Genomic DNA, 19,629 nt, shown 5'->3' on the forward strand with positions numbered 1-19,629 from the left:
CACAGCCTGATCGTTCCCACGCTCTGCGTGGGAATGCAGCCAAGGACGCTCCGCGTCCCAAAAGCGGACGCGGAGCGTCCGTTGAGGCATTCCTTTGCGGCGCGCGGGAACGATCGACATAGGACATCCGCTATGCCCACCGCCCTTTATCGCTTCATCCTTGCCATCGCACTTCTGTTGCCGATGGCCACTTTCGCCAGCGACGCCGAAGACTTCGTCGCCGCCAATCCCGTGCAGCAAGCCAGGCTTCTCGAAGCTTGGGCCGCGCAGCCTGACCCTGCGCGCATCGAACTGATCAACGCCCTGCAACAGGGCGAACTGACGGTCGATGGCCAGCCGAAAACCCTGCGCCTGAATAACCGCCTGCGGGGTCTGATCGACACCGCCCTGGCCAGCCACCAACTGCTCGCCGCCGACGCCAAAATCCGCCTGGGCGCCGCCCTGCAATTGCAGAAAAGCGCCAAAGCGGCGCAGCTGAAATTCCTCGACCAGCAACTGGCTGGCGAAAAAGATGAAAGCGTTCACGCCGCACTCAGCCTGGCCCTGGCCAACCTGCAACTGGTAGACAGCGATCCGGCCGTGCGCCTCGCCGCTGTACGCCTGCTCGGGGAAACCGGTGATCCACTGGCCCGCACTCGCCTGGAAAGTCTGCTGGAACCGGGTGTCGAAGCCGACGCCAATGTGCGCACGGCTGCCGAAACCAGCCTGGCCCAGGTCAAACGCAAACTGCTGATCGGCGAAATGCTCGGCCAGGCCTTCAGCGGCATGTCCCTCGGTTCGATCCTGCTGCTCGCCGCCCTGGGACTTGCGATCACCTTCGGCCTGCTCGGCGTGATCAACATGGCGCACGGCGAAATGTTGATGCTCGGTGCGTACTCGACCTATGTCGTGCAATTGATGTTCCAGCGCTTCGCCCCGCAGGCCATCGAGTTCTATCCGTTGATCGCGCTGCCCGTGGCATTTTTCGTCACGGCCGGGATCGGCATGGCGCTGGAGCGCACCGTGATTCGCCACCTCTACGGTCGCCCGCTGGAAACCCTGCTCGCCACTTGGGGCATCAGCCTGATGCTGATCCAGTTGGTGCGCCTGGTGTTCGGTGCGCAAAACGTCGAGGTGGCCAACCCGGCGTGGTTGTCCGGCGGAATTCAAGTACTGCCCAATCTGGTGCTGCCGTACAACCGTATCGTGATCATCGCGTTCGCGCTGTTTGTGGTGGTGCTCACCTGGCTGCTGCTGAACAGGACGCGCCTGGGTCTGAACGTGCGCGCCGTCACCCAGAACCGCAACATGGCGGCCTGCTGTGGCGTGCCCACCGGGCGCGTGGACATGCTCGCCTTCGGCCTCGGCTCGGGCATTGCCGGCCTCGGTGGCGTGGCGCTGAGCCAGATCGGCAACGTCGGCCCGGACCTCGGCCAGAGCTACATCATCGATTCGTTCCTGGTGGTGGTGCTCGGCGGTGTCGGGCAACTGGCCGGTAGTGTGTTGGCCGCGTTCGGGCTGGGTATCGCCAACAAGATTCTCGAACCGCAAATCGGTGCCGTGCTCGGCAAGATCCTCATCCTCGCGCTGATCATTCTGTTCATCCAGAAACGTCCGCAAGGCCTCTTCGCACTGAAAGGACGGGTGATCGACTGATGAACCAGCCCCTGATGCTCACGGCCAGCCAAAAGGCCGGTCCCAAAGTCACGATTGCCGTCGGTGCGGTGATCCTTGCTTTACTATTGGCGTTACCGTTGCTGTCATTGTTGTCGCCGGACAGCACTTTCCACGTCTCGGCCTACACGCTGACGTTGGTGGGCAAGATTCTGTGCTACGCCATCGTCGCCCTCGCCCTCGATCTGGTCTGGGGTTATGCCGGCCTGTTGTCTCTCGGCCACGGCCTGTTCTTCGCCCTCGGCGGTTACGCCATGGGCATGTACCTGATGCGCCAGGCCTCGGGCGATGGGTTGCCGGCCTTCATGACGTTCCTGTCGTGGACTGAACTGCCCTGGTACTGGACCGGCACCGAAAGCTTCCTCTGGGCCCTGTGCCTGGTGGTGCTGGCGCCGGGATTGCTGGCGTTGGTGTTCGGCTTCTTCGCCTTCCGCTCGCGGATCAAGGGCGTGTATTTCTCGATCATGACCCAGGCCCTGACATTCGCCGGCATGCTCCTGTTCTTCCGCAACGAAACCGGTTTTGGCGGCAACAACGGCTTCACCAACTTCCGCACCATACTCGGCTTTGGCATCACGGAGCCTGGCACCCGTGCGGTGCTGTTTTTCGCCACGGTGCTGCTGTTGGTGGCGAGCCTGTACATCGGCTGGCGCCTGGCGCAGAGCAAGTTCGGCCGAGTGCTGACCGCATTGCGCGACGCGGAAAACCGCTTGATGTTCTGCGGCTACGACCCGCGCGGATTCAAGCTGTTCGTGTGGGTGTTGAGCGCGGTGTTGTGCGGCCTGGCCGGTGCGCTGTACGTGCCGCAGGTGGGCATCATCAACCCGAGTGAAATGTCGCCGACCAACTCGATCGAAGCGGCGGTCTGGGTGGCCCTCGGTGGTCGTGGCACCTTGATCGGCCCATTGCTGGGCGCAGGCGTGGTCAATGGCATGAAGAGCTGGTTCACCGTGGCGTTCCCGGAGTACTGGCTGTTTTTCCTCGGTGCGCTGTTCATCGTCGTGACCCTGTACCTGCCCAAGGGCGTGATCGGTTTGCTGAAGAAAAGAGGTGAACAATGAGAGTCACTGCAAGCGCTGAATTCATGCTCGAACCGGCATTTTTTCCGCCCCTGGAACCGAACAGGGATGCCGGCAGCAGCCGCGATGCCATCGGCCTCGGCCAGCGTGCCGGCAAAGGCCTGAACACCCGCCACGGCACCATCCTGACCCTGGAGGACATCAGCGTCAGCTTCGATGGCTTCAAGGCGTTGAACGACCTGAACCTGTACATCGGGGTCGGCGAGTTGCGCTGCATCATCGGCCCTAACGGCGCGGGCAAGACCACGCTCATGGACGTGATCACCGGCAAGACCCGCCCCAGTCACGGCAAGGCCTGGTTCGGCGAAACCCTGGATCTGACGCAAATGAGTGAAGTGCAGATTGCCCAGGCCGGCATCGGCCGCAAGTTCCAGAAACCGACCGTGTTCGAAGCCTTGAGTGTGTTCGAGAACCTGGAGTTGGCGCAGAAAACCGACAAATCGGTGTGGGCCAGTCTGCGGGCGCGCTTGAGCGGCGAGCAGAAAGACCGTATCGCCGAGGTGCTCGACACCATTCGCCTGACCGCTTCGGTCAATCGTCCCGCCGGTTTGCTGTCCCACGGCCAGAAGCAGTTCCTGGAAATCGGCATGCTGTTGATGCAAGACCCGCAGTTGCTGCTGCTCGACGAACCGGTGGCCGGCATGACCGACGCCGAAACCGAATTCACCGCCGAACTCTTCAAGACCCTGGCCGGCAAGCATTCGCTGATGGTGGTGGAACACGACATGGGGTTTGTCGGCTCGATCGCCGACCACGTCACCGTGTTGCACCAGGGCAGTGTGCTGGCCGAAGGTTCGCTGGAACAGGTGCAGGAAAACGAACGGGTGATCGACGTGTATCTCGGTCGCTAGGCTTGATCGTTCCCACGCTCTGCGTGGGAATGCCGCCCGGGGCGCTCCGCGTCCCACTGACAATGCAGGGCTCAAGTCCTGCGCATGGGTGACGCGGAGCGTCACGGTATGCATTCCCACGCAGAGCGTGGGAACGATCACGGGGGAGAATTCGAAGATGCTGCAAGTCGACAAGCTGCACCAGTACTACGGCGGTAGCCACATCCTGCGCGGCCTGACGTTTGACGTGAAGGTCGGCGAAGTCACCTGCCTGCTCGGCCGTAACGGCGTGGGCAAGACCACCCTGCTCAAGTGCCTGATGGGCCTGCTGCCGGCCAAGGAAGGTGCGGTCAACTGGGAGGGTAAGCCGATCACCACGTTCAAGCCGCACCAGCGGGTGCATGCCGGCATCGCCTACGTGCCGCAGGGCCGGGAAATCTTCGGCCGCCTGACCGTGGAGGAAAACCTGCTGATGGGCCTGTCGCGATTCCCGGGCTCCGAGGCGAAGGAAGTCCCGGCGTTCATCTACGAGCTGTTTCCGGTATTGCTGCAAATGAAGCAACGGCGCGGTGGTGATTTGTCCGGCGGCCAACAGCAGCAGCTTGCAATCGGCAGAGCCCTGGCCAGCCGCCCACGGTTGCTGATCCTCGACGAACCCACCGAAGGCATCCAGCCGTCGGTGATCAAGGAGATCGGCGCGGTGATCAAGAAACTCGCGGCGCGTGGCGACATGGCGATTTTGCTGGTAGAGCAGTTCTACGATTTCGCCGCCGAACTGGCCGATCAGTACCTGGTGATGTCCCGTGGCGAGATCGTGCAGCAGGGACGTGGAGAAAACATGGAAGCCGAAGGTGTACGCGGCCTGGTAACGATCTAATCTGTGGCGTCCCGGCGATAATCAGAAAATATGAATTTACCTCTTCCCACTGCCCTGTTTACCCCGAGCTGGCATGCCGAGCTGGAACTGGGCTACGCCCGATTCGGCGACAGCACACGCCCGGTCCAACGACGACACAACGGCCCGCTGCGGGTGCAGAAGCACCTGTATGCAGAAGGGCCCCAGGTGTGCCAGCACATCATAGTGCATCCGCCAGGCGGGATCGCCGGCGGTGACCGGCTGGACATCAGCGCCAGCGTCGGCCACGCGGCGTGGGCGCAAATCACCAGCCCCGGCGCCGCCAAGTGGTATCGCGCGGCCGCGCCGGCTTATCAGAAACTCGAGCTGAACGTGGCCCACGGCGCGACACTGGAGTGGCTGCCGCAGGAGACGATCATCTTCAGCGATGCCCGCGCCGAGCTCAGCACGTCCATCGATCTGCAAGGCGATGCACGACTGTTCTACTGGGACGTGGTGGCGCTGGGTCGTCCGGCCAGTGGCGAGCGTTTCGACCATGGGCATTTCCAGGCGCAACTGGATATTCGTCGTGATGGACAGTTGCTCTGGCATGAGCGCCAGCGCATCGTCGGCAATGACGGTTTGCTCGATTCGCCAATTGGGCTGGACGGGCAACCGGTGTTCGCCACGTTGCTGGTGACTGGCGAGATTGATAGTCCATTGCTGGAGCAGTGCCGTTCGCTGCCCCATGACGTGCGCGGGGATTTGACTCAGTTGCCGGGGTTGCTCGTGGCCCGCTGCCTGGCCAGCGAGGCGCTGCTGGCACGCGGCTGGTTGATTGAATTATGGCGACTGCTCAGGCCTGCGTTGCTTGGCCGCGAAGCCGTCCCACCGAGAATATGGAGCACTTGAACATCGCTCCTGCAAACACCTTTTTAACTGCCGAAACTGGATTCCTACGATGGACCTGACCCCACGTGAAAAAGACAAGCTGCTGATCTTCACCGCCGGCCTCGTCGCCGAGCGGCGTTTGGCCCGCGGTGTGAAACTCAACTACCCGGAAGCCATGGCCTATATCTCCGCCGCGTTGCTCGAAGGCGCCCGCGACGGCCAGACCGTAGCCGAGCTGATGCACTACGGCACCACCCTGCTCAACCGCGAACAAGTGATGGAAGGCATCCCGGAAATGATCCCGGAGATCCAGGTGGAAGCGACCTTTCCCGACGGCACCAAACTGGTCACCGTCCACCAACCCATCGCCTGAGGCTGCGCCATGACTTACACCATTCGCGATGCCGTGCATGCCGACCTGCCGGCAATCCGTGACATCTACAACGACGCCGTGCTCAACACCACGGCGATCTGGAACGAACAGGCGGTCGACCTCGGCAACCGCCAGGCGTGGTTCAGCGCCCGGCAATCCCAGGGTTATCCGATCCTGGTGATCGTCGACGGCGAGAACAGCGTACTGGGCTACGCTTCGTTCGGTGACTGGCGACCGTTCGATGGTTTCCGCCACACCGTCGAGCACTCGGTCTACGTGCGCAGCGACCAGCGCGGCAATGGCCTGGGCCCGAAACTGATGGATGCCCTGGTCGAGCGCGCCAGAGACTGCGGCAAACACGTGATGGTCGCGGCCATCGAAAGTGGCAACGCCGCCTCGATTCGCCTGCATGAGCGCATCGGATTCGTGATCACCGGGCAGATGCCTCAGGTGGGCACCAAGTTCGGTCGCTGGCTGGACCTGACCTTTATGCAACTGACCCTCAATCCTGGCGCGCAACCACCGACCGCCAGCAAGGAGTAATACCCGATGAACCCCGCCCAACTGCGACGCGTCAACGTTGAAAGCTTTGCGCACTATCGTCAGGGATTGAGTGACCTGCTGCTCGACGCCGTCGGCTATGGCGCCAGCGTCGGCTTCATGGCCAACCTCGATGCCACACAGGCCCGCGCGTATTTCGATGAAGTTCAGGAGAACCTGAACAAGGGCAACGTGTTGTTGTGGGTGGTGGTCAAGGACGAACAAGTGCAGGCCAGCGTACAGCTGACCCTGTGCCAGAAAGCCAATGGCCTGAACCGCGCCGAGGTGCAGAAATTGCTGGTGCGCGAGCATGCGCGGCGCCGCGGCCTGGGCCAACAATTGATGGCGGCTGTAGAGCAGGCCGCCCTGCAACACAAACGCGGCTTGCTCTACCTCGATACCGAGGCCGGCTCCCCGGCTGAAGACTTCTACAAGGCGCTGGGCTACACCCGTGCCGGTGAAATCCCCGATTACGCCTGCGACCCGAGCGGCCGCTACAAGCCGACTGCCCTTTACTACAAGATTCTCCAAGGAGCCCATTGATGATTCCCGGTGAATACCAGATCCAGCCCGGCGACATCGAACTCAACGCGGGTCGTCGCACCGTCAGCTTGAAAGTGGCCAACAGCGGCGACCGTCCGATCCAGGTCGGCTCGCACTACCACTTTTTCGAAACCAACGACGCCCTCACTTTCGACCGCGACGCCAGCCGCGGCATGCGCCTGAACATCCCCGCCGGCACCGCCGTGCGTTTCGAACCGGGCCAAAGCCGCGAGGTCGAGCTTGTCGACCTGGCCGGGCATCGCCGGGTGTTCGGGTTTGCCGGGCGGATCATGGGCGGCCTCTAAGTTATGTAGTGCGTGCACCGGCCCCTTCGCTGGCAAGCCAGCTCCTACAGAGATCCACAGCCATGCACACCCTGTAGGAGCTGGCTTGCCAGCGATAGCGAGCAACGCGAGCGGTCTCGAAATCAATTGAATCCCAAGGCAAGCCCATGAAAATCTCAAGACAAGCCTACGCCGACATGTACGGCCCCACCGTCGGTGACAAGATCCGCCTGGCCGACACCGAGCTGTGGATCGAAGTGGAAAAAGACTTCACCACCTACGGCGAAGAAGTGAAGTTCGGCGGCGGCAAGGTTATCCGCGACGGTCAGGGCCAGAGCCAACTGTTGGCACGCGAGGTGGTCGACACCCTGATCACCAATGCGCTGATCATCGACCACTGGGGCATCGTCAAGGCGGACGTCGGCCTCAAGGACGGTCGCATCGCCGCCATCGGCAAGGCCGGCAACCCGGATGTCCAGCCCGACGTGAACATCGCCATCGGCGCCAGCACCGAAGTGATCGCCGGTGAAGGCATGATCCTGACCGCCGGCGGCATCGACACCCACATCCACTTCATCTGCCCGCAGCAGATCGAAGAAGCGCTGATGAGCGGTGTTACCACCATGATCGGCGGTGGCACCGGGCCGGCCACCGGCACCAATGCCACCACCTGTACCTCCGGGCCGTGGCACCTGGCGCGCATGCTCCAGGCCGCCGACGCCTTCCCGATGAACATCGGCCTGACCGGCAAGGGCAACGCCAGCCTGCCCGAACCGCTGATCGAACAGGTCAAGGCCGGCGCCATTGGCCTCAAGCTCCACGAAGACTGGGGTACCACCCCGGCCAGCATCGATAACTGCCTGAGTGTCGCCGATCAGTACGACGTACAAGTGGCCATTCACACCGATACCCTCAACGAATCGGGCTTCGTCGAAACCACCCTCGCCGCGTTCAAGGGCCGCACCATCCACACCTACCACACCGAAGGCGCCGGTGGCGGCCATGCCCCGGACATCATCAAGGCCTGCGGTTTTGCCAACGTGCTGCCAAGTTCGACCAATCCGACTCGCCCCTTCACCCGCAACACCATCGACGAACACCTCGACATGCTGATGGTCTGCCACCACCTGGACCCAAGCATTGCCGAAGACGTGGCCTTCGCCGAAAGCCGCATTCGCCGCGAAACCATCGCGGCCGAAGACATCCTTCACGATCTCGGCGCATTCTCGATGATCAGCTCCGACAGCCAGGCCATGGGCCGCGTCGGTGAAGTGATCACCCGCACCTGGCAAACCGCCGACAAGATGAAAAAGCAGCGCGGCCCGCTGCCCCAGGACGGTGAAGGTAACGACAACTTCCGCGCCAAACGCTACATCGCCAAGTACACCATCAACCCGGCGATCACCCACGGCATCAGCCATGAGGTGGGCTCAATCGAAGTGGGTAAATGGGCCGATCTGGTGCTTTGGCGACCGGCGTTCTTCGGGGTCAAACCGACGCTGATCCTCAAGGGTGGCGCCATCGCGGCCAGCCTGATGGGCGATGCCAACGCGTCGATTCCGACACCGCAACCGGTGCATTACCGTCCGATGTTCGCCAGTTACGGTGGTTCGCTGCACGCCACCAGCCTGACGTTCATCAGTCAGGCGGCGCAGGAGGCCGGCTTGCCCGAGACCCTGGGTTTGAAAAAGAAAATCGCCGTGGTCAAAGGTTGTCGTGATGTGCAGAAAACCGACCTGATTCACAACGACTATCTGCCGAGCATTGATGTCGACCCGCAGACATATCAAGTCAAGGCCGATGGCGTATTGCTGTGGTGTGAGCCAGCCGATGTGCTGCCGATGGCGCAACGTTACTTCCTGTTCTGACCATTGGACCAGCCTGCAGGAACCTGGCGTGCCAGGTTCCTGCGATATCAACAGCGATCAGCTTGCCGGTTGAACGGTGAAGGGGGTTTCTACCCGCTGCAGCTTTGCCCGGTCAATCGCCTGACGTGTCAACGTCTTGAGCAGCGCCATCCTCTCCTCCTCTATCGCCTGTACATCAGCGGCATACTCCGCTTCAGTCATGACGCGGCCAGGGGCAAACGTGCTGTCCGGTTTGCCCAGCTCTGCGGCAAGCACCCTGATCTCGATCTTGAGTCCGGCTTTCTCCTCAAGGGACAGGTCAGAGTCATTCATTCGCTCCTGCAGCGCCATGTAGAACTCAGTGGTAGCGCTGATCCGGCGCCTGAAACCTTTGAAAGCGCTGCGGTTGGAACCTTCGACATAGGACGACCAGAACGGCTGGTCAATGAGCAAATCATCCAGCAACGCTCCTGCCTCAAGGTCCAGCACTCTTCGATAGGCCGCATCGATCATTGCCTGGTCGACGCCCGCGATCTCTCGGAATTGCATTTTGCGAAACTGCCAGGGCAAGTCCAGTCGATCAGCCAGGTCCGTCATGAAAGCCATATGCACTTCAACTTCGTCGATCGTGCCTTCAACCTGACCCTGGGCATTGACGCGCCTGAAACGCTCGCCCTGCTCCAGACGCTCGGAAACCGTCTTGTGGGCGATCCGGCTCAACTCGTCCAGGCGCGATTTACCCTGGGCCAGCGAGGCCAGTTCGGCCTCCACCAGGCCTGGATTGGCGAGCTCGTACGCCTCATGAATCAATACCTCCATGCCCATCGCGTTGAACAGTTGCGCGCCGGCATCGACGCAGGAGGTGCCGGGGGTGGCCATGGTGAACAGTTTCAGGCGCAACTCGCTATTCCTGGACATCGCCTCAAGCATTCGCCACACCTTGGCAGTCAGATCGACTCGATAGAGCGTGTCATGAACATAGTGTGATGACCCGGTCAGTTTACGGATCTCGTTGAAAAACGGCACCGATCCGGTCTCATCCTCGACGCTGTTCCAGACTGCCTGGCGGGCGACCCACTCGAATCGTGACAGGCCCTCCTCCCAGTCGAGACTGTCGCGCACGCCACGTGGCGGATAGGGTCTGTCAGGGTCCAGACCAACAGACTGGATGTAATCGCGTAGCGTCTGCAAATGGCTTGCCGAGAGAAATTCCGGATCGCGGCTCACCACGGTTCGCGCCAGCAGTTCCGCCTGCACTGAACCACGGGGTACCGCCGGTATTTCCGTTATCGCATTGAGCTGGATATCCAGGTAAAAATGCCGGAACCGCGGTTGCGAAAACAGTCCGCGCGGCCAGGTTCGAATACCTGTCTCGGCCAGCAGGACCGTATGCAACATTCTCATCCTGCCAATGTCCGGCACCTCTCTCAAAGGATTACCCACAAGGTCCAGAGTATGAAGCTCAGTGAGGTCAGCCAGGTTCGCAATGCCTTGTGGGTCCAGCACGATCCGGTTTTCGCGCAGGCCCAATTCGGTCAAGTTGCGCATGCGACCGACGACATTCGGAATTCTGGTGAGTGAATTGCCGTTGATGTTGAGCGAGCGCAAGTGGGGAAAATTGCCGAGGAACGTCATGTGACCATCGGCTAATTCGGTGTTGGACAAATTCAGTCGGGTGACGTGATCAAAATTACCCTCCAAGGCTGGCATGGTTGCCAGATGCCGTCCCATTGGGAGATCGTGAAGATCGAGCACCGCGCCTTGCAGGTCGCCATATGAATCCACATCGCGCAGGCCGGTCTGCTGCCAGGCTTCCCTGACGGCCTTGTACACCGCGTTACGGCCCTGCCATTCGGCGATGCCGGCGGACGAGTAACGGAACGACTGGGTCGGTGAGTTCAGCCAACGCTGAAAATTTGCGTTGAGCCGATTGAATTCGGCTTCAAGTGCGCCAGCCCTCTGCTCAACATTCGCCTGACCGCCCCCGGCCCGCAGGTAATTCAGGGCTTCTTCCTCCGACCACCCGGGGCGTACGACACGGACACGCTCCTGGGCGGTCAGTTGCCCACGGACCTGATCGAGCCCACGAGAAACGCCGCGCATGCCGCCTCGCAGGCGCATGGTTAGCGGATCGTACGATGGCTTGCGGATGGGATGGTCCGCCAGCAGGACGTTGAACCTGTCTCGTGACAATGGCGCCTGTTGAATGGCCTGCTTGAGTGTGGCGCCCTGATTGATCTGATACCCCAGAGCATCGCGTTCGGCGTCGGGCACGGCATGTAACATGGAAGCGTACAAGTCGTCGGGACCATGCAGGTGCAGATCATCGGCATCTCGTGCTTCGTATTGGCCGTTTTCGCTGACGAGAACCCGGCGAATGACGGCATCCTCCGCACCGACGCTGTTGCTCAACGGTCCATCAAATGACGAGGTACGAATTTCGATTCGCAGGTTTTCGGGCCAAGTGGGCAATGCCTGCAACGAATGCAACGCCAGGCGCTCGGTGTCCGCGCTGTAAGGCACATCGAGGAACAATTCTTCATATGCGCGTGCGGCTCGTGATGTCAGCAGAGAGACTTTCGCACGCTCCCTGAGCGCCAGGGGTATGCGCGACGAGTCGGTAATCTTGAGCAAATCCTCGGGGGTGACGTCGGCCAGCAACTCTTCGGCAGCGGCCGTGGACAGTCCGCTGAAAGCATCCTGCAGCGCCACCACCTGCACGGAGCCAGTCTGCTGCTCGCGGTTGAGCGCTGAAAACAGGGATTCACGCCGGATGTTCGCTTGCTCGGCGAGCTTGTTCCTCAAGGCATTGATCCGCTCGGGCTGCTCTCGGGAAATACCCTGCCCGAGCATGGCGTGGATGTCGTCTTCGCCCATGAACTTCACGGCGAACTCAGGCAGTCTTCCTGAGCGAACTTCAGCGCGGGTGATCTTCAAGGTGTTCGCTGGCGATGCGTCGATGTCACCTAATTTCATCGACGGCCCCCAGTGTTCGGCACCTTCAAAGAGTTCGATGCCGATGCGCTCGGGCCATCTGGGCAGTTGGAGCAGCAAGCGGGTTACCTGCTCAGTGAACGCTTGCGGCACCACGTCAAGCCGAATCTGCTCGGGCAATTTACCCACATCGGCCCTGGCCTTGAAGCGCTTGAGCGTGTCGGTCAGCACTGCGGGTGGCGGCTTGTTGACGACATGCAGCCTGCGTAATTCGCCCTCTTCTACCCCACTGGCGATACGGATCTGCTCCAGGGTGGAGTCGGAGAAACTTTCGGCTACCGGCCCCATTCGGCGCATCAGCCTGGCGTTGTCCCACTCGATCGGGCGGTCGAGCTCGGTCTTCCATCCCCCCGCACCGTTGTGCTCAAGCCTGGGTTGATACGCCCGGGACCGGTTCGGATGCTGCAAGACTGATTGGCCAGTGCGCGGATCCTTGCGCACTTCAAAATGATTGTTTTCATGCTTGAGAATGTCTTTGTCACTGTGCCGGAACAATCCTGACTCGTTGGGCTTCGCCTGCGCAGGGAGAGCAATATCGTGGCCGTAGGCGGTGAGGTTTTTGTTCCACAGTCGCACGCTGCCATCGGGCAGTTGGACCGGCTTCAGGCCGTCGATGAGCGAAGACGGCTTGACCGGCACAGGTACACCGGTGGGCAGTACATGCCCCGCCATCATCAGGGCCAACTGCGCGGCATTGATCATGACCCCCACAAGGTGAGCTGCCGCTTCTTCCTTGTCACCCTTGCTCCACTCTTCGATCCCTTCCATGGTTTCAAACAGCATTTGCCCGACCATGACGGCCAGCAGCGGTCCGCCGAGCCCTGGAACCAGCATGGCGCCAAAATTGAACACGTTCCAGCCGATGTTCAGGTAAGTGGTCAGCCTGTTCCAGCGGGTGGTGGCGTCTTCATCATCGGTGGGCACTGCGATTTGCCGCGCGTCAGCAATTGACTTTATCCTGCGCCAACCACCCAATTGTGGCCACAAAGTGCCCTGGATGAGGTTGGTGATCGGTTCGACACTGGGGTTCTCGATGGCGGTTTCGCGCCACCAGGGTCCCATGTCCAATGGGCCACGCTCAGTCCAGGTGAATGTACTCAAGCGCTCGCGCACCCGGCTGTAAAATTTGCCCTTGTCCTTCTGTGCGACAAAACGACTGAAAAACTGCTGATAACTCGGCGAGCGCAACTGGCTCGCCAGTTCCTTCATGAAGTCCGCCAGGGAGTCATACTCCTTGACGGGGTGATCTGGGTCATCGGGCACGTAAACCAGCAACGTTCCATCAAGTCGACTCTGCTGGTAAATATCATTGCGTTGCAGCATGGCTTCGACCAAAGCCTTGGGGCCATTGGCGAAAAACGCCTTCAGCAACTTGAACTGATCGAATTCCTGTCCCGGCAACACCGCCAAGCGACGTGACCATTCCAAAAGCGTGCGCTGATGCTGTGGGACCAGGCCGTCATAAAGTCGCTTGACTTCTGAAGGGTCCGCAACGGCGCTGAACAGTACGATTCCGGACAGCTTGAACCCCATGAGCGAAAGGCGATGGGATAACAACGGACGACGCCCCTGGAGGATGCCCTGTTTCTCGTCGTGCACCTGCAGCAGCTTTGCGAAACTTGCCGAAGAGATATCTTTTTTCAAGTAAGCGATGAAGGTCGATTCTTTGAAAGCGGCTTTTTCGATGTTGATCGCCTGTTGTGCGACCTTTGCGCCTGCAGCGGCATCCTCGGGTTTCAGAAATGCCTTTATATGCTGCTGATACTGCGCACCCAGATCGAGTTTGCGACTCAGGGTTGCAAATTGCTCGACAGTCAGTGCATGCCGCTGCAACTCATTGGTGCTGTCAACGGTGAAGATGCCGGAGCCATCACGAAACGCCCCCGCCCGTGTTTCTGGTTCCTCGAAGTTGTGCAGCGCCGCCTCAAGCAATGAAGATTGCCGAAGTCGACTTGCATTGTTGTCGACACCGGGGAATAGATTAGCCGGGGTGTACAATCGAATCACTGTGGCATTGACGTCCAGTTCCAGCTCCAACTCCTCCTTCAACGCCTTGACCAGCAAGGGTTCAGCAAAGGCATTGATGTCATGCTGCAGGTTTTCCAGCGTTGTTTCCAATGGCCCCTGCAAACGCCAGCGATCGTCAATCAGATCCTTGAGGTGCTGACGGTCTATCGATCGCGCATTCATGTACCAATCAGGAAAGTTCGGTTGGGCATTGGCGAGCGAGACCAATCGCGAGGGTGGAGCATCTCTTATCGGTGTCGGCAACTTGCCCAGAAGATAATCACGATAGACGTTTTGCTGTCCCACCCCATATGAGTACAACACTTCTATTTCGGGGGCACCCGATACCTGGCTCATCTCGCATATCCTTATGCAGTCAATTGACTCGCCAGTTTTAGGGAGGCTTTAAAAAAACAAAAGATTAAAAAACAGTGGGAAAAATTATTGTTTATCTGAAATCGCATTGAATTTCAGAATCTAAAAAATAATTAATTACCACCCTCGTCTCCCACGCAGCTGCTTGCGCCGCGTAATGGTAGTTTTTAGCGCTCGGCAAAAGGGCTAAGATGCCTGACCTACCTCTCAGGAATCTGGCCATGCGTCTCCCCGACTTCATCAGGCAACACGTGGACCGAATCGTTGATGAATGGGAGCAGTTCGCCAGAACCATCACGCCGGCGGCAGTCAACCTGGACCGTGCAGCCTTGCGCGACCATGCCAAGGCAATTCTGCTGGCCGCCGCGCGCGACATGAACACTGCGCAGACTGCCAGCGAACAGCTGGCCAAGGCCAAGGGCGAAGGCCCCGAAAAAACCCCAAGCCTGGATGAAGCCGGCGCCAGCCATGGCGAGTTGCGGCATACCGTGGGGTTCGATCTGGTACAGATGACCAGCGAATTTCGCCACCTGCGCGCCTGTGTGATTCGCTTGTGGGTCAACAGCCTGGAATCGCCGGACATGGCGTACTTCCAGGACATGATCCGTTTCAACGAAGCCATCGACGAAGCCCTCGCCGAATCCACTGCCGCCTATGCCGAACAGGTCAATCGTTCGCGGGATATCTTCCTGGCAATTCTCGGCCATGACCTGCGCGCGCCCCTGCAAGCAGTGAGCATGTCCACCGAATTGCTGATGCGCAAAACGCCGCTGGAGGGCGTGGCACTGACCTGCGCCAACAACATCAAGCGCGGCACGCGGCACATGGCGGCGATGGTCAATGACTTGCTGGAACTGGTGCGCAACCGTCTGGGCAAAAGCCTGCCGATAGCCCCCACGCCCACGGACCTGGCTGCCGTGGCGCATGAGGCGATTGCGCAGGCTTGCGCAGGAAACCCCGAGTGCAATCCAACGCTGAAAGTAGAGGGGGATATGCAAGGTGTCTGGGATGCCGCGCGGCTGAGTCAGTTGCTGCAAAACCTTATCGGCAATGCATTGCAGCATGGCTCGAAAGGCGATGTCACGGTGACGCTCAGCGGCAAACCCGACACCGTTTACCTCACGGTGCACAACTACGGCGCACCGATTGCCGAGAAGGACATCGGTACGATCTTCGATCCACTGGTACGCAGCGCCGACGAAGAACTGGGCCAGCCATCCACCAGCCTCGGTTTGGGACTGTTTATCGTCAAGGAAGTGGTGGATGCGCACGGTGGGACGGTTGAGGTCAGTTCGAGCGAAACAGACGGAACGCTGTTTACCGTGATGCTGCCAAGAAAGGTATGACGCATCGATAGCGCCACCTACTCCACCACCAAGCGCCCCAACCGCTGCTTGAGCATCCGGTTCTCGGCCCGCAGCTGCTGGACCTCCTCAAGTAGGTCCAGCGCCAAGGCGACGCCTTCCCATTCCAGCTCCAGATCGCGCCGCAGCTTGGCGGCGCGTTTGGCCAGGGTCAGTTCGTAATCGGTGAAGCGCCAGTCCTTGGGCTGCGCGCCCTGAGGTTCGAGGATGCCGTGCTCGACGATTTCGATCACGTAGACGTCTGTCAGGTCGCTCGCCTCACAAAATTCTGCCAGGTCCAGTTGAACGGTCAGGGGGCTGCTCATGATGGGCTACTCCGTCGCTGGGTTCAAAAATTTTCTCGTGGGTTGAAGGCGGCTTTTTTCGCCAGTTCCTGCCACAGCGCCTTGACCTCATCGTCTGCGGCCTTGGGCATTACGGCTTTGAACTGGATGAACAGGTAACCGCGCTCACCCGCCTTGTTCAACAGGCCGTGTCCCTTGGCGCGCATGCGTTGCCCGTTCTGGCTGCCCGCCGGGACCTTGAGGTTGATCTTGCCGGTCAGGGTCGGCACGGCGACTTCGGTGCCCAGCGCCAGCTCCCACGGTGCCAAGGGCAAGGTGATGATCAGGTTTTCGCCTTCGACGTCGAATTTCGGGTGTGGCGCAAAGCGAATGGTCAGGTACAGGTCGCCATTGGCACCACCGCCGACACCCGGAGCACCCTGGCCCTTGAGGCGAATGCGCTCACCATCGCTCACGCCCGCCGGGATCTTCACGTTCAGGCTTTTGCTGGTGTTGCTCACATGCTGCCCGGCCGCATTGTACTGTGGGACCTGGAAGGTGACCTTCTTCGACTCGGTCGACAGGGTTTCTTCCAGAAAAACCCCAAGTTCCATTTCCACGTCTTGCCCCCGACGCCCGGTGCTGCGACGCGAATGTTCTCCGCCGCCACCAAAACCGGGGCCGCGGTTACCGAAGATCGAACTGAAGAAGTCCGAGAAATCGCCAGTGTCCTGGCTACCGCCGAAGCCGCCACGGCTCTGCCAGCCTGGTGGGCCCTGGAACGGTTGGCCATGCTGGCCATAGCGGCGCAACTCGTCGTATTCGGCGCGTTTGTCAGCGCTTTTCAGCGCCTCATAGGCTTCAGAGGCGTCCTTGAACTTGGCCTCGGCGTCCTTTTCCTTGCTGACGTCGGGGTGGTATTTGCGCGCCAGCTTGCGATAGGCAGCCTTGATCGCCTTGTCGTCTGCCGTCGGCTCAACACCGAGAATCTTGTAATAGTCTTTGAAGTCCATCGCGGGAATCACCATCCGTTATCGAAATCGCGCCACCTGCCACAGCATGCGCCTGTTTGCAGCGCAGAGGTTGACCGATCTCAAGATTGTGACCGGGCAGCGCATCAGAAGTTTATCGGCAGCGTGCAGGGCGACTTGTGCTCGCCCCGGGGCTATCCGGTTGATGCAGGGTAGTTTGGGGGTGATGGCGCGTCTTTCAAGCGGTGAACGGCAAGATTTAGCGGATAACCGGCCTTCGATTCTGTGCCGCACTGACATACACTGCGCGGCCGTTTTTTAACCGGAACCCCAAAGACATGAAAAACGCATCTCCAGCCCGTGCCGTGGGTATCGACTTTGGCACGTCCAACTCCACTGTCGGTTGGCTGCGCCCCGGCATGGAAACGCTGATTGCGCTGGAGGATGACAAGATCACCCTGCCCTCGGTGGTCTTCTTCAACCTCGAAGAACGCCGCCCGGTGTACGGTCGACTGGCGCTGCACGAGTACTTGGAAGGGTACGAAGGTCGCCTGATGCGCTCGCTCAAGAGCCTGCTGGGCTCCAAGCTGATCAAGCACGACACCAGTGTTCTTGGCACGGCGATGCCATTCAAGGACCTGCTGGGCCTCTTCATCGGTCAGCTCAAGAGCCGTGCCGAAGCCGCCGCCGGTCGGGAATTCGAAGAAGTGGTGCTGGGCCGCCCGGTGTTCTTCGTCGACGATGATCCGATGGCCGACAAAGAAGCCGAAGACACCCTGGTGGACGTCGCGCGCAAGATCGGTTTCAAGGAAGTGTCCTTCCAGTTCGAACCGATTGCCGCCGCGTTCGACTACGAGTCGACCATCGAGAAGGAAGAGCTGGTACTGATCGTCGACATCGGCGGTGGTACCTCCGACTTCTCGCTGGTGCGCCTGTCGCCAGAGCGTCGGGGTTTGGATAACCGCCAGGATGACATCCTCGCCACTGGTGGTGTGCACATCGGCGGGACCGACTTCGACAAGCAGTTGAGCTTGCAGGGCCTGATGCCACTGTTCGGCTACGGCAGCCGGATGAAGAGCGGCGCCTACATGCCGACCAGTCATCACATGAACCTGGCAACCTGGCACACCATCAACTCGGTGTATTCGCAGAAGTCCCAACTGGCCCTGGGCAGCATGCGCTACGACATCGAAGACACCGGCGGCATCGACCGCCTGTTCAAGCTGATCGAGCAGCGCGCCGGGCACTGGCTGGCCATGCTGACGGAAGAAACCAAGATCGAACTGACCCATGTCGATAGCCGTATTGTCCCCCTGGATCGCATCGAGCCCGGATTGAGCGTGGAGTTGAGTCGGGCATTGTTCGAATCGGCCATCGACAATTTGCTGGAGCGTGTGCGCAACAGCGTCAGCCGGTTGCTGGCAGATGCCGACGTGAGGGTCGATCAGGTGGACACGGTGTTCTTCACCGGTGGTTCGAGCGGGATACCGGCGCTGCGCAACAGCGTTTCGGCGATGTTGCCGAATGCGCGGCATGTGGAAGGGAATATCTTTGGCAGCATTGGTAGCGGCCTGGCCATTGAAGCGGCCAAGCGCTACGGCTCGATGGACTGATCCAAAACCGAGGCGCGACATTCGCTGGCGAGCCAGCTCCTACAGGTAGTGCGTCCCTTGCAGGAGCGGGCTTGCTCGCGAAGACGTCAGTTCAGGCAACGCCTTGCGACCTGATCAAACCATCCCCACCTGCTTCAACTCGCTCTTCAAATACGCGTAATAAATCGGTCCTGCCACCACCCCCGGCAGGCCGAACGCGGCTTCGAACACCAGCATTGCCAGGAGCAACTCCCACGACTTGGCACTGATCTGCCCGCCAACGATCCGCGCGTTGAGAAAATACTCGAGCTTGTGGATGACAATCAGATAGCCCAGCGCGGCCATCGCCACCCAGATCGACAGCGACAGGCCGACAATGGTGATCAGGGTGTTGGACATCAGGTTGCCAATCACCGGCAACAGGCCGAGCAGGAAGGTCAGTACGATCAGGGTCTTGGTCAATGGCAGCTTGATGCCGAACATCGGCAGCACCACTGCCAGGAATATCCCGGTAAAGAACGTGTTGAGCAGGGAAATCTTGATCTGGGCGAACACGATGTTGCGAAACGCCTGCACCAGCAAGTGCAGGCGGTCGAACAGGGCCGCGGCCAACGGTTTGCGCTTGGTCAGGTCCGGAATTCGCTGCAGGGCAATGATCGCACCCAGCACCATGCCGATCAGCAACGTCACGAACATGTGCGCAGCGTCCTTGCCTACGAGCTGCAAGTCACTGAGGTGTTTACTGATCCACTCGCCGATCGCCACGCGGAACTCGGCGGCACTGGCGGGCAGGTAGGCATCGATGAAGGGTGGCAGCTGACCGCGCGCGCGATCGACCACGCCCATGAACTTGTCGAGAGAGGCGCCGGGGTTTTCCGCCTCGTGTAGCAGAAAGCTGATGGCGCCGGCAAAAATCAGCGCCAGCACACTGACAATCAAAGTCCCCAACAATGCCACCGCGAGCCACCGCGCACGCCGTCCTTCGATCAGCCGCTGCAACTGTGGGGTGAGCATGTTGACCAGCTCGAACACCAGCAACCCGGCCAACAGGCTGGGCAGCAACCGCAGTGGAATCACCAGCAGCAGTCCGCCGAAAATGATGACCCAGCTGATGACCAGCAAAACTTGGCGTTGAGAAAACGTTGGCATACAGCCTCAAAACGAACGGCGTAAAAGGATTGGCAGTCT

General features: G+C 60.2%; 16 protein-coding genes. 12 read left to right on the forward strand and 4 right to left on the reverse strand.

The annotated features are described in order from the left end of the window. Nucleotides 1-132: 132 nt before the first annotated feature. From urtB to ureC, 10 genes are all read left to right on the forward strand, one after another. The gene (gene urtB / locus ACIO0C_RS17695) at nt 133-1,635 is read left to right on the forward strand and encodes an urea ABC transporter permease subunit UrtB (protein WP_401314119.1); all 1,503 of its coding nucleotides are present in this window, start codon (nt 133-135) and stop codon (nt 1,633-1,635) included. Beyond that, nucleotides 1,635-2,714, forward strand: a complete 1,080-nt coding sequence (gene urtC / locus ACIO0C_RS17700) for an urea ABC transporter permease subunit UrtC (protein WP_401314121.1) — start codon at nt 1,635-1,637, stop codon at nt 2,712-2,714. Before urtB ends, urtC begins: the two co-directional genes overlap by 1 nt. Further along, on the forward strand, nt 2,711-3,583 hold the full coding sequence (gene urtD, locus ACIO0C_RS17705) for an urea ABC transporter ATP-binding protein UrtD (protein WP_401314123.1): 873 nt from the start codon (nt 2,711-2,713) through the stop codon (nt 3,581-3,583). Before urtC ends, urtD begins: the two co-directional genes overlap by 4 nt. 157 nt (nt 3,584-3,740) lie before the next feature. After that, nucleotides 3,741-4,439 carry an urea ABC transporter ATP-binding subunit UrtE gene (gene urtE, locus ACIO0C_RS17710; protein WP_008031204.1) on the forward strand — a complete coding sequence of 233 codons (699 nt, stop codon included), beginning with the start codon at nt 3,741-3,743 and terminating at the stop codon, nt 4,437-4,439. A gap of 30 nt (nt 4,440-4,469) precedes the next feature. Continuing rightward, on the forward strand, nt 4,470-5,309 hold the full coding sequence (locus ACIO0C_RS17715) for an urease accessory protein UreD (RefSeq protein WP_401314125.1): 840 nt from the start codon (nt 4,470-4,472) through the stop codon (nt 5,307-5,309). A gap of 49 nt (nt 5,310-5,358) precedes the next feature. After that, a complete protein-coding gene (gene ureA / locus ACIO0C_RS17720; RefSeq protein WP_077045336.1) occupies nt 5,359-5,661 on the forward strand; it encodes an urease subunit gamma in 303 nt (100 codons plus the stop codon). 9 nt (nt 5,662-5,670) lie between these two features. Further along, on the forward strand, nt 5,671-6,204 hold the full coding sequence (locus ACIO0C_RS17725) for a GNAT family N-acetyltransferase (protein ID WP_272604468.1): 534 nt from the start codon (nt 5,671-5,673) through the stop codon (nt 6,202-6,204). Between the two features lie 6 nt (nt 6,205-6,210). Then, the gene (locus ACIO0C_RS17730; protein WP_401314127.1) at nt 6,211-6,744 is read left to right on the forward strand and encodes a GNAT family N-acetyltransferase; all 534 of its coding nucleotides are present in this window, start codon (nt 6,211-6,213) and stop codon (nt 6,742-6,744) included. Further along, on the forward strand, nt 6,744-7,049 hold the full coding sequence (locus ACIO0C_RS17735) for an urease subunit beta (RefSeq protein WP_401314129.1): 306 nt from the start codon (nt 6,744-6,746) through the stop codon (nt 7,047-7,049). The genes ACIO0C_RS17730 and ACIO0C_RS17735 overlap by 1 nt, the downstream gene beginning before the upstream one ends. 146 nt (nt 7,050-7,195) lie before the next feature. After that, entirely contained in the window at nt 7,196-8,896 is a 1,701-nt protein-coding gene (gene ureC / locus ACIO0C_RS17740) for an urease subunit alpha (protein WP_401314131.1), read from the forward strand. Nucleotides 8,897-8,953: 57 nt separating this feature from the next. Here the strand turns inward: ureC and ACIO0C_RS17745 are convergent, their stop codons facing one another. Then, nucleotides 8,954-14,233 (reverse strand): dermonecrotic toxin domain-containing protein, encoded by a 5,280-nt coding sequence (locus ACIO0C_RS17745; protein ID WP_401314133.1) that lies wholly within the window; start codon nt 14,231-14,233, stop codon nt 8,954-8,956. Nucleotides 14,234-14,472: 239 nt separating this feature from the next. On the opposite strand from ACIO0C_RS17745, the gene ACIO0C_RS17750 reads away from it, so the two are divergent. Beyond that, on the forward strand, nt 14,473-15,597 hold the full coding sequence (locus tag ACIO0C_RS17750) for a sensor histidine kinase (RefSeq protein WP_401314135.1): 1,125 nt from the start codon (nt 14,473-14,475) through the stop codon (nt 15,595-15,597). Between the two features lie 17 nt (nt 15,598-15,614). On the opposite strand, the gene ACIO0C_RS17755 is transcribed toward ACIO0C_RS17750, so the two are convergent. Together ACIO0C_RS17755 and ACIO0C_RS17760 are read right to left on the reverse strand one after the other, a co-directional pair. Further along, nucleotides 15,615-15,920, reverse strand: coding sequence for a chaperone modulator CbpM (locus ACIO0C_RS17755; protein WP_272604463.1), 306 nt, complete (start codon nt 15,918-15,920; stop codon nt 15,615-15,617). Nucleotides 15,921-15,943: 23 nt separating this feature from the next. Beyond that, nucleotides 15,944-16,891, reverse strand: a complete 948-nt coding sequence (locus ACIO0C_RS17760; protein ID WP_401314138.1) for a DnaJ C-terminal domain-containing protein — start codon at nt 16,889-16,891, stop codon at nt 15,944-15,946. A gap of 296 nt (nt 16,892-17,187) precedes the next feature. Here ACIO0C_RS17760 and ACIO0C_RS17765 point away from each other — a divergent pair, with 296 nt between their 5' ends. Further along, nucleotides 17,188-18,462, forward strand: coding sequence for an Hsp70 family protein (locus ACIO0C_RS17765; protein ID WP_401314140.1), 1,275 nt, complete (start codon nt 17,188-17,190; stop codon nt 18,460-18,462). A 114-nt stretch (nt 18,463-18,576) separates the two neighbouring features. On the opposite strand, the gene ACIO0C_RS17770 is transcribed toward ACIO0C_RS17765, so the two are convergent. Then, entirely contained in the window at nt 18,577-19,590 is a 1,014-nt protein-coding gene (locus ACIO0C_RS17770; protein ID WP_008058906.1) for an AI-2E family transporter, read from the reverse strand. Between the last annotated feature and the right edge of the window lie 39 nt (nt 19,591-19,629).

The organism is Pseudomonas sp. NPDC087336 (assembly GCF_044744285.1).
Classification (GTDB): domain Bacteria; phylum Pseudomonadota; class Gammaproteobacteria; order Pseudomonadales; family Pseudomonadaceae; genus Aquipseudomonas.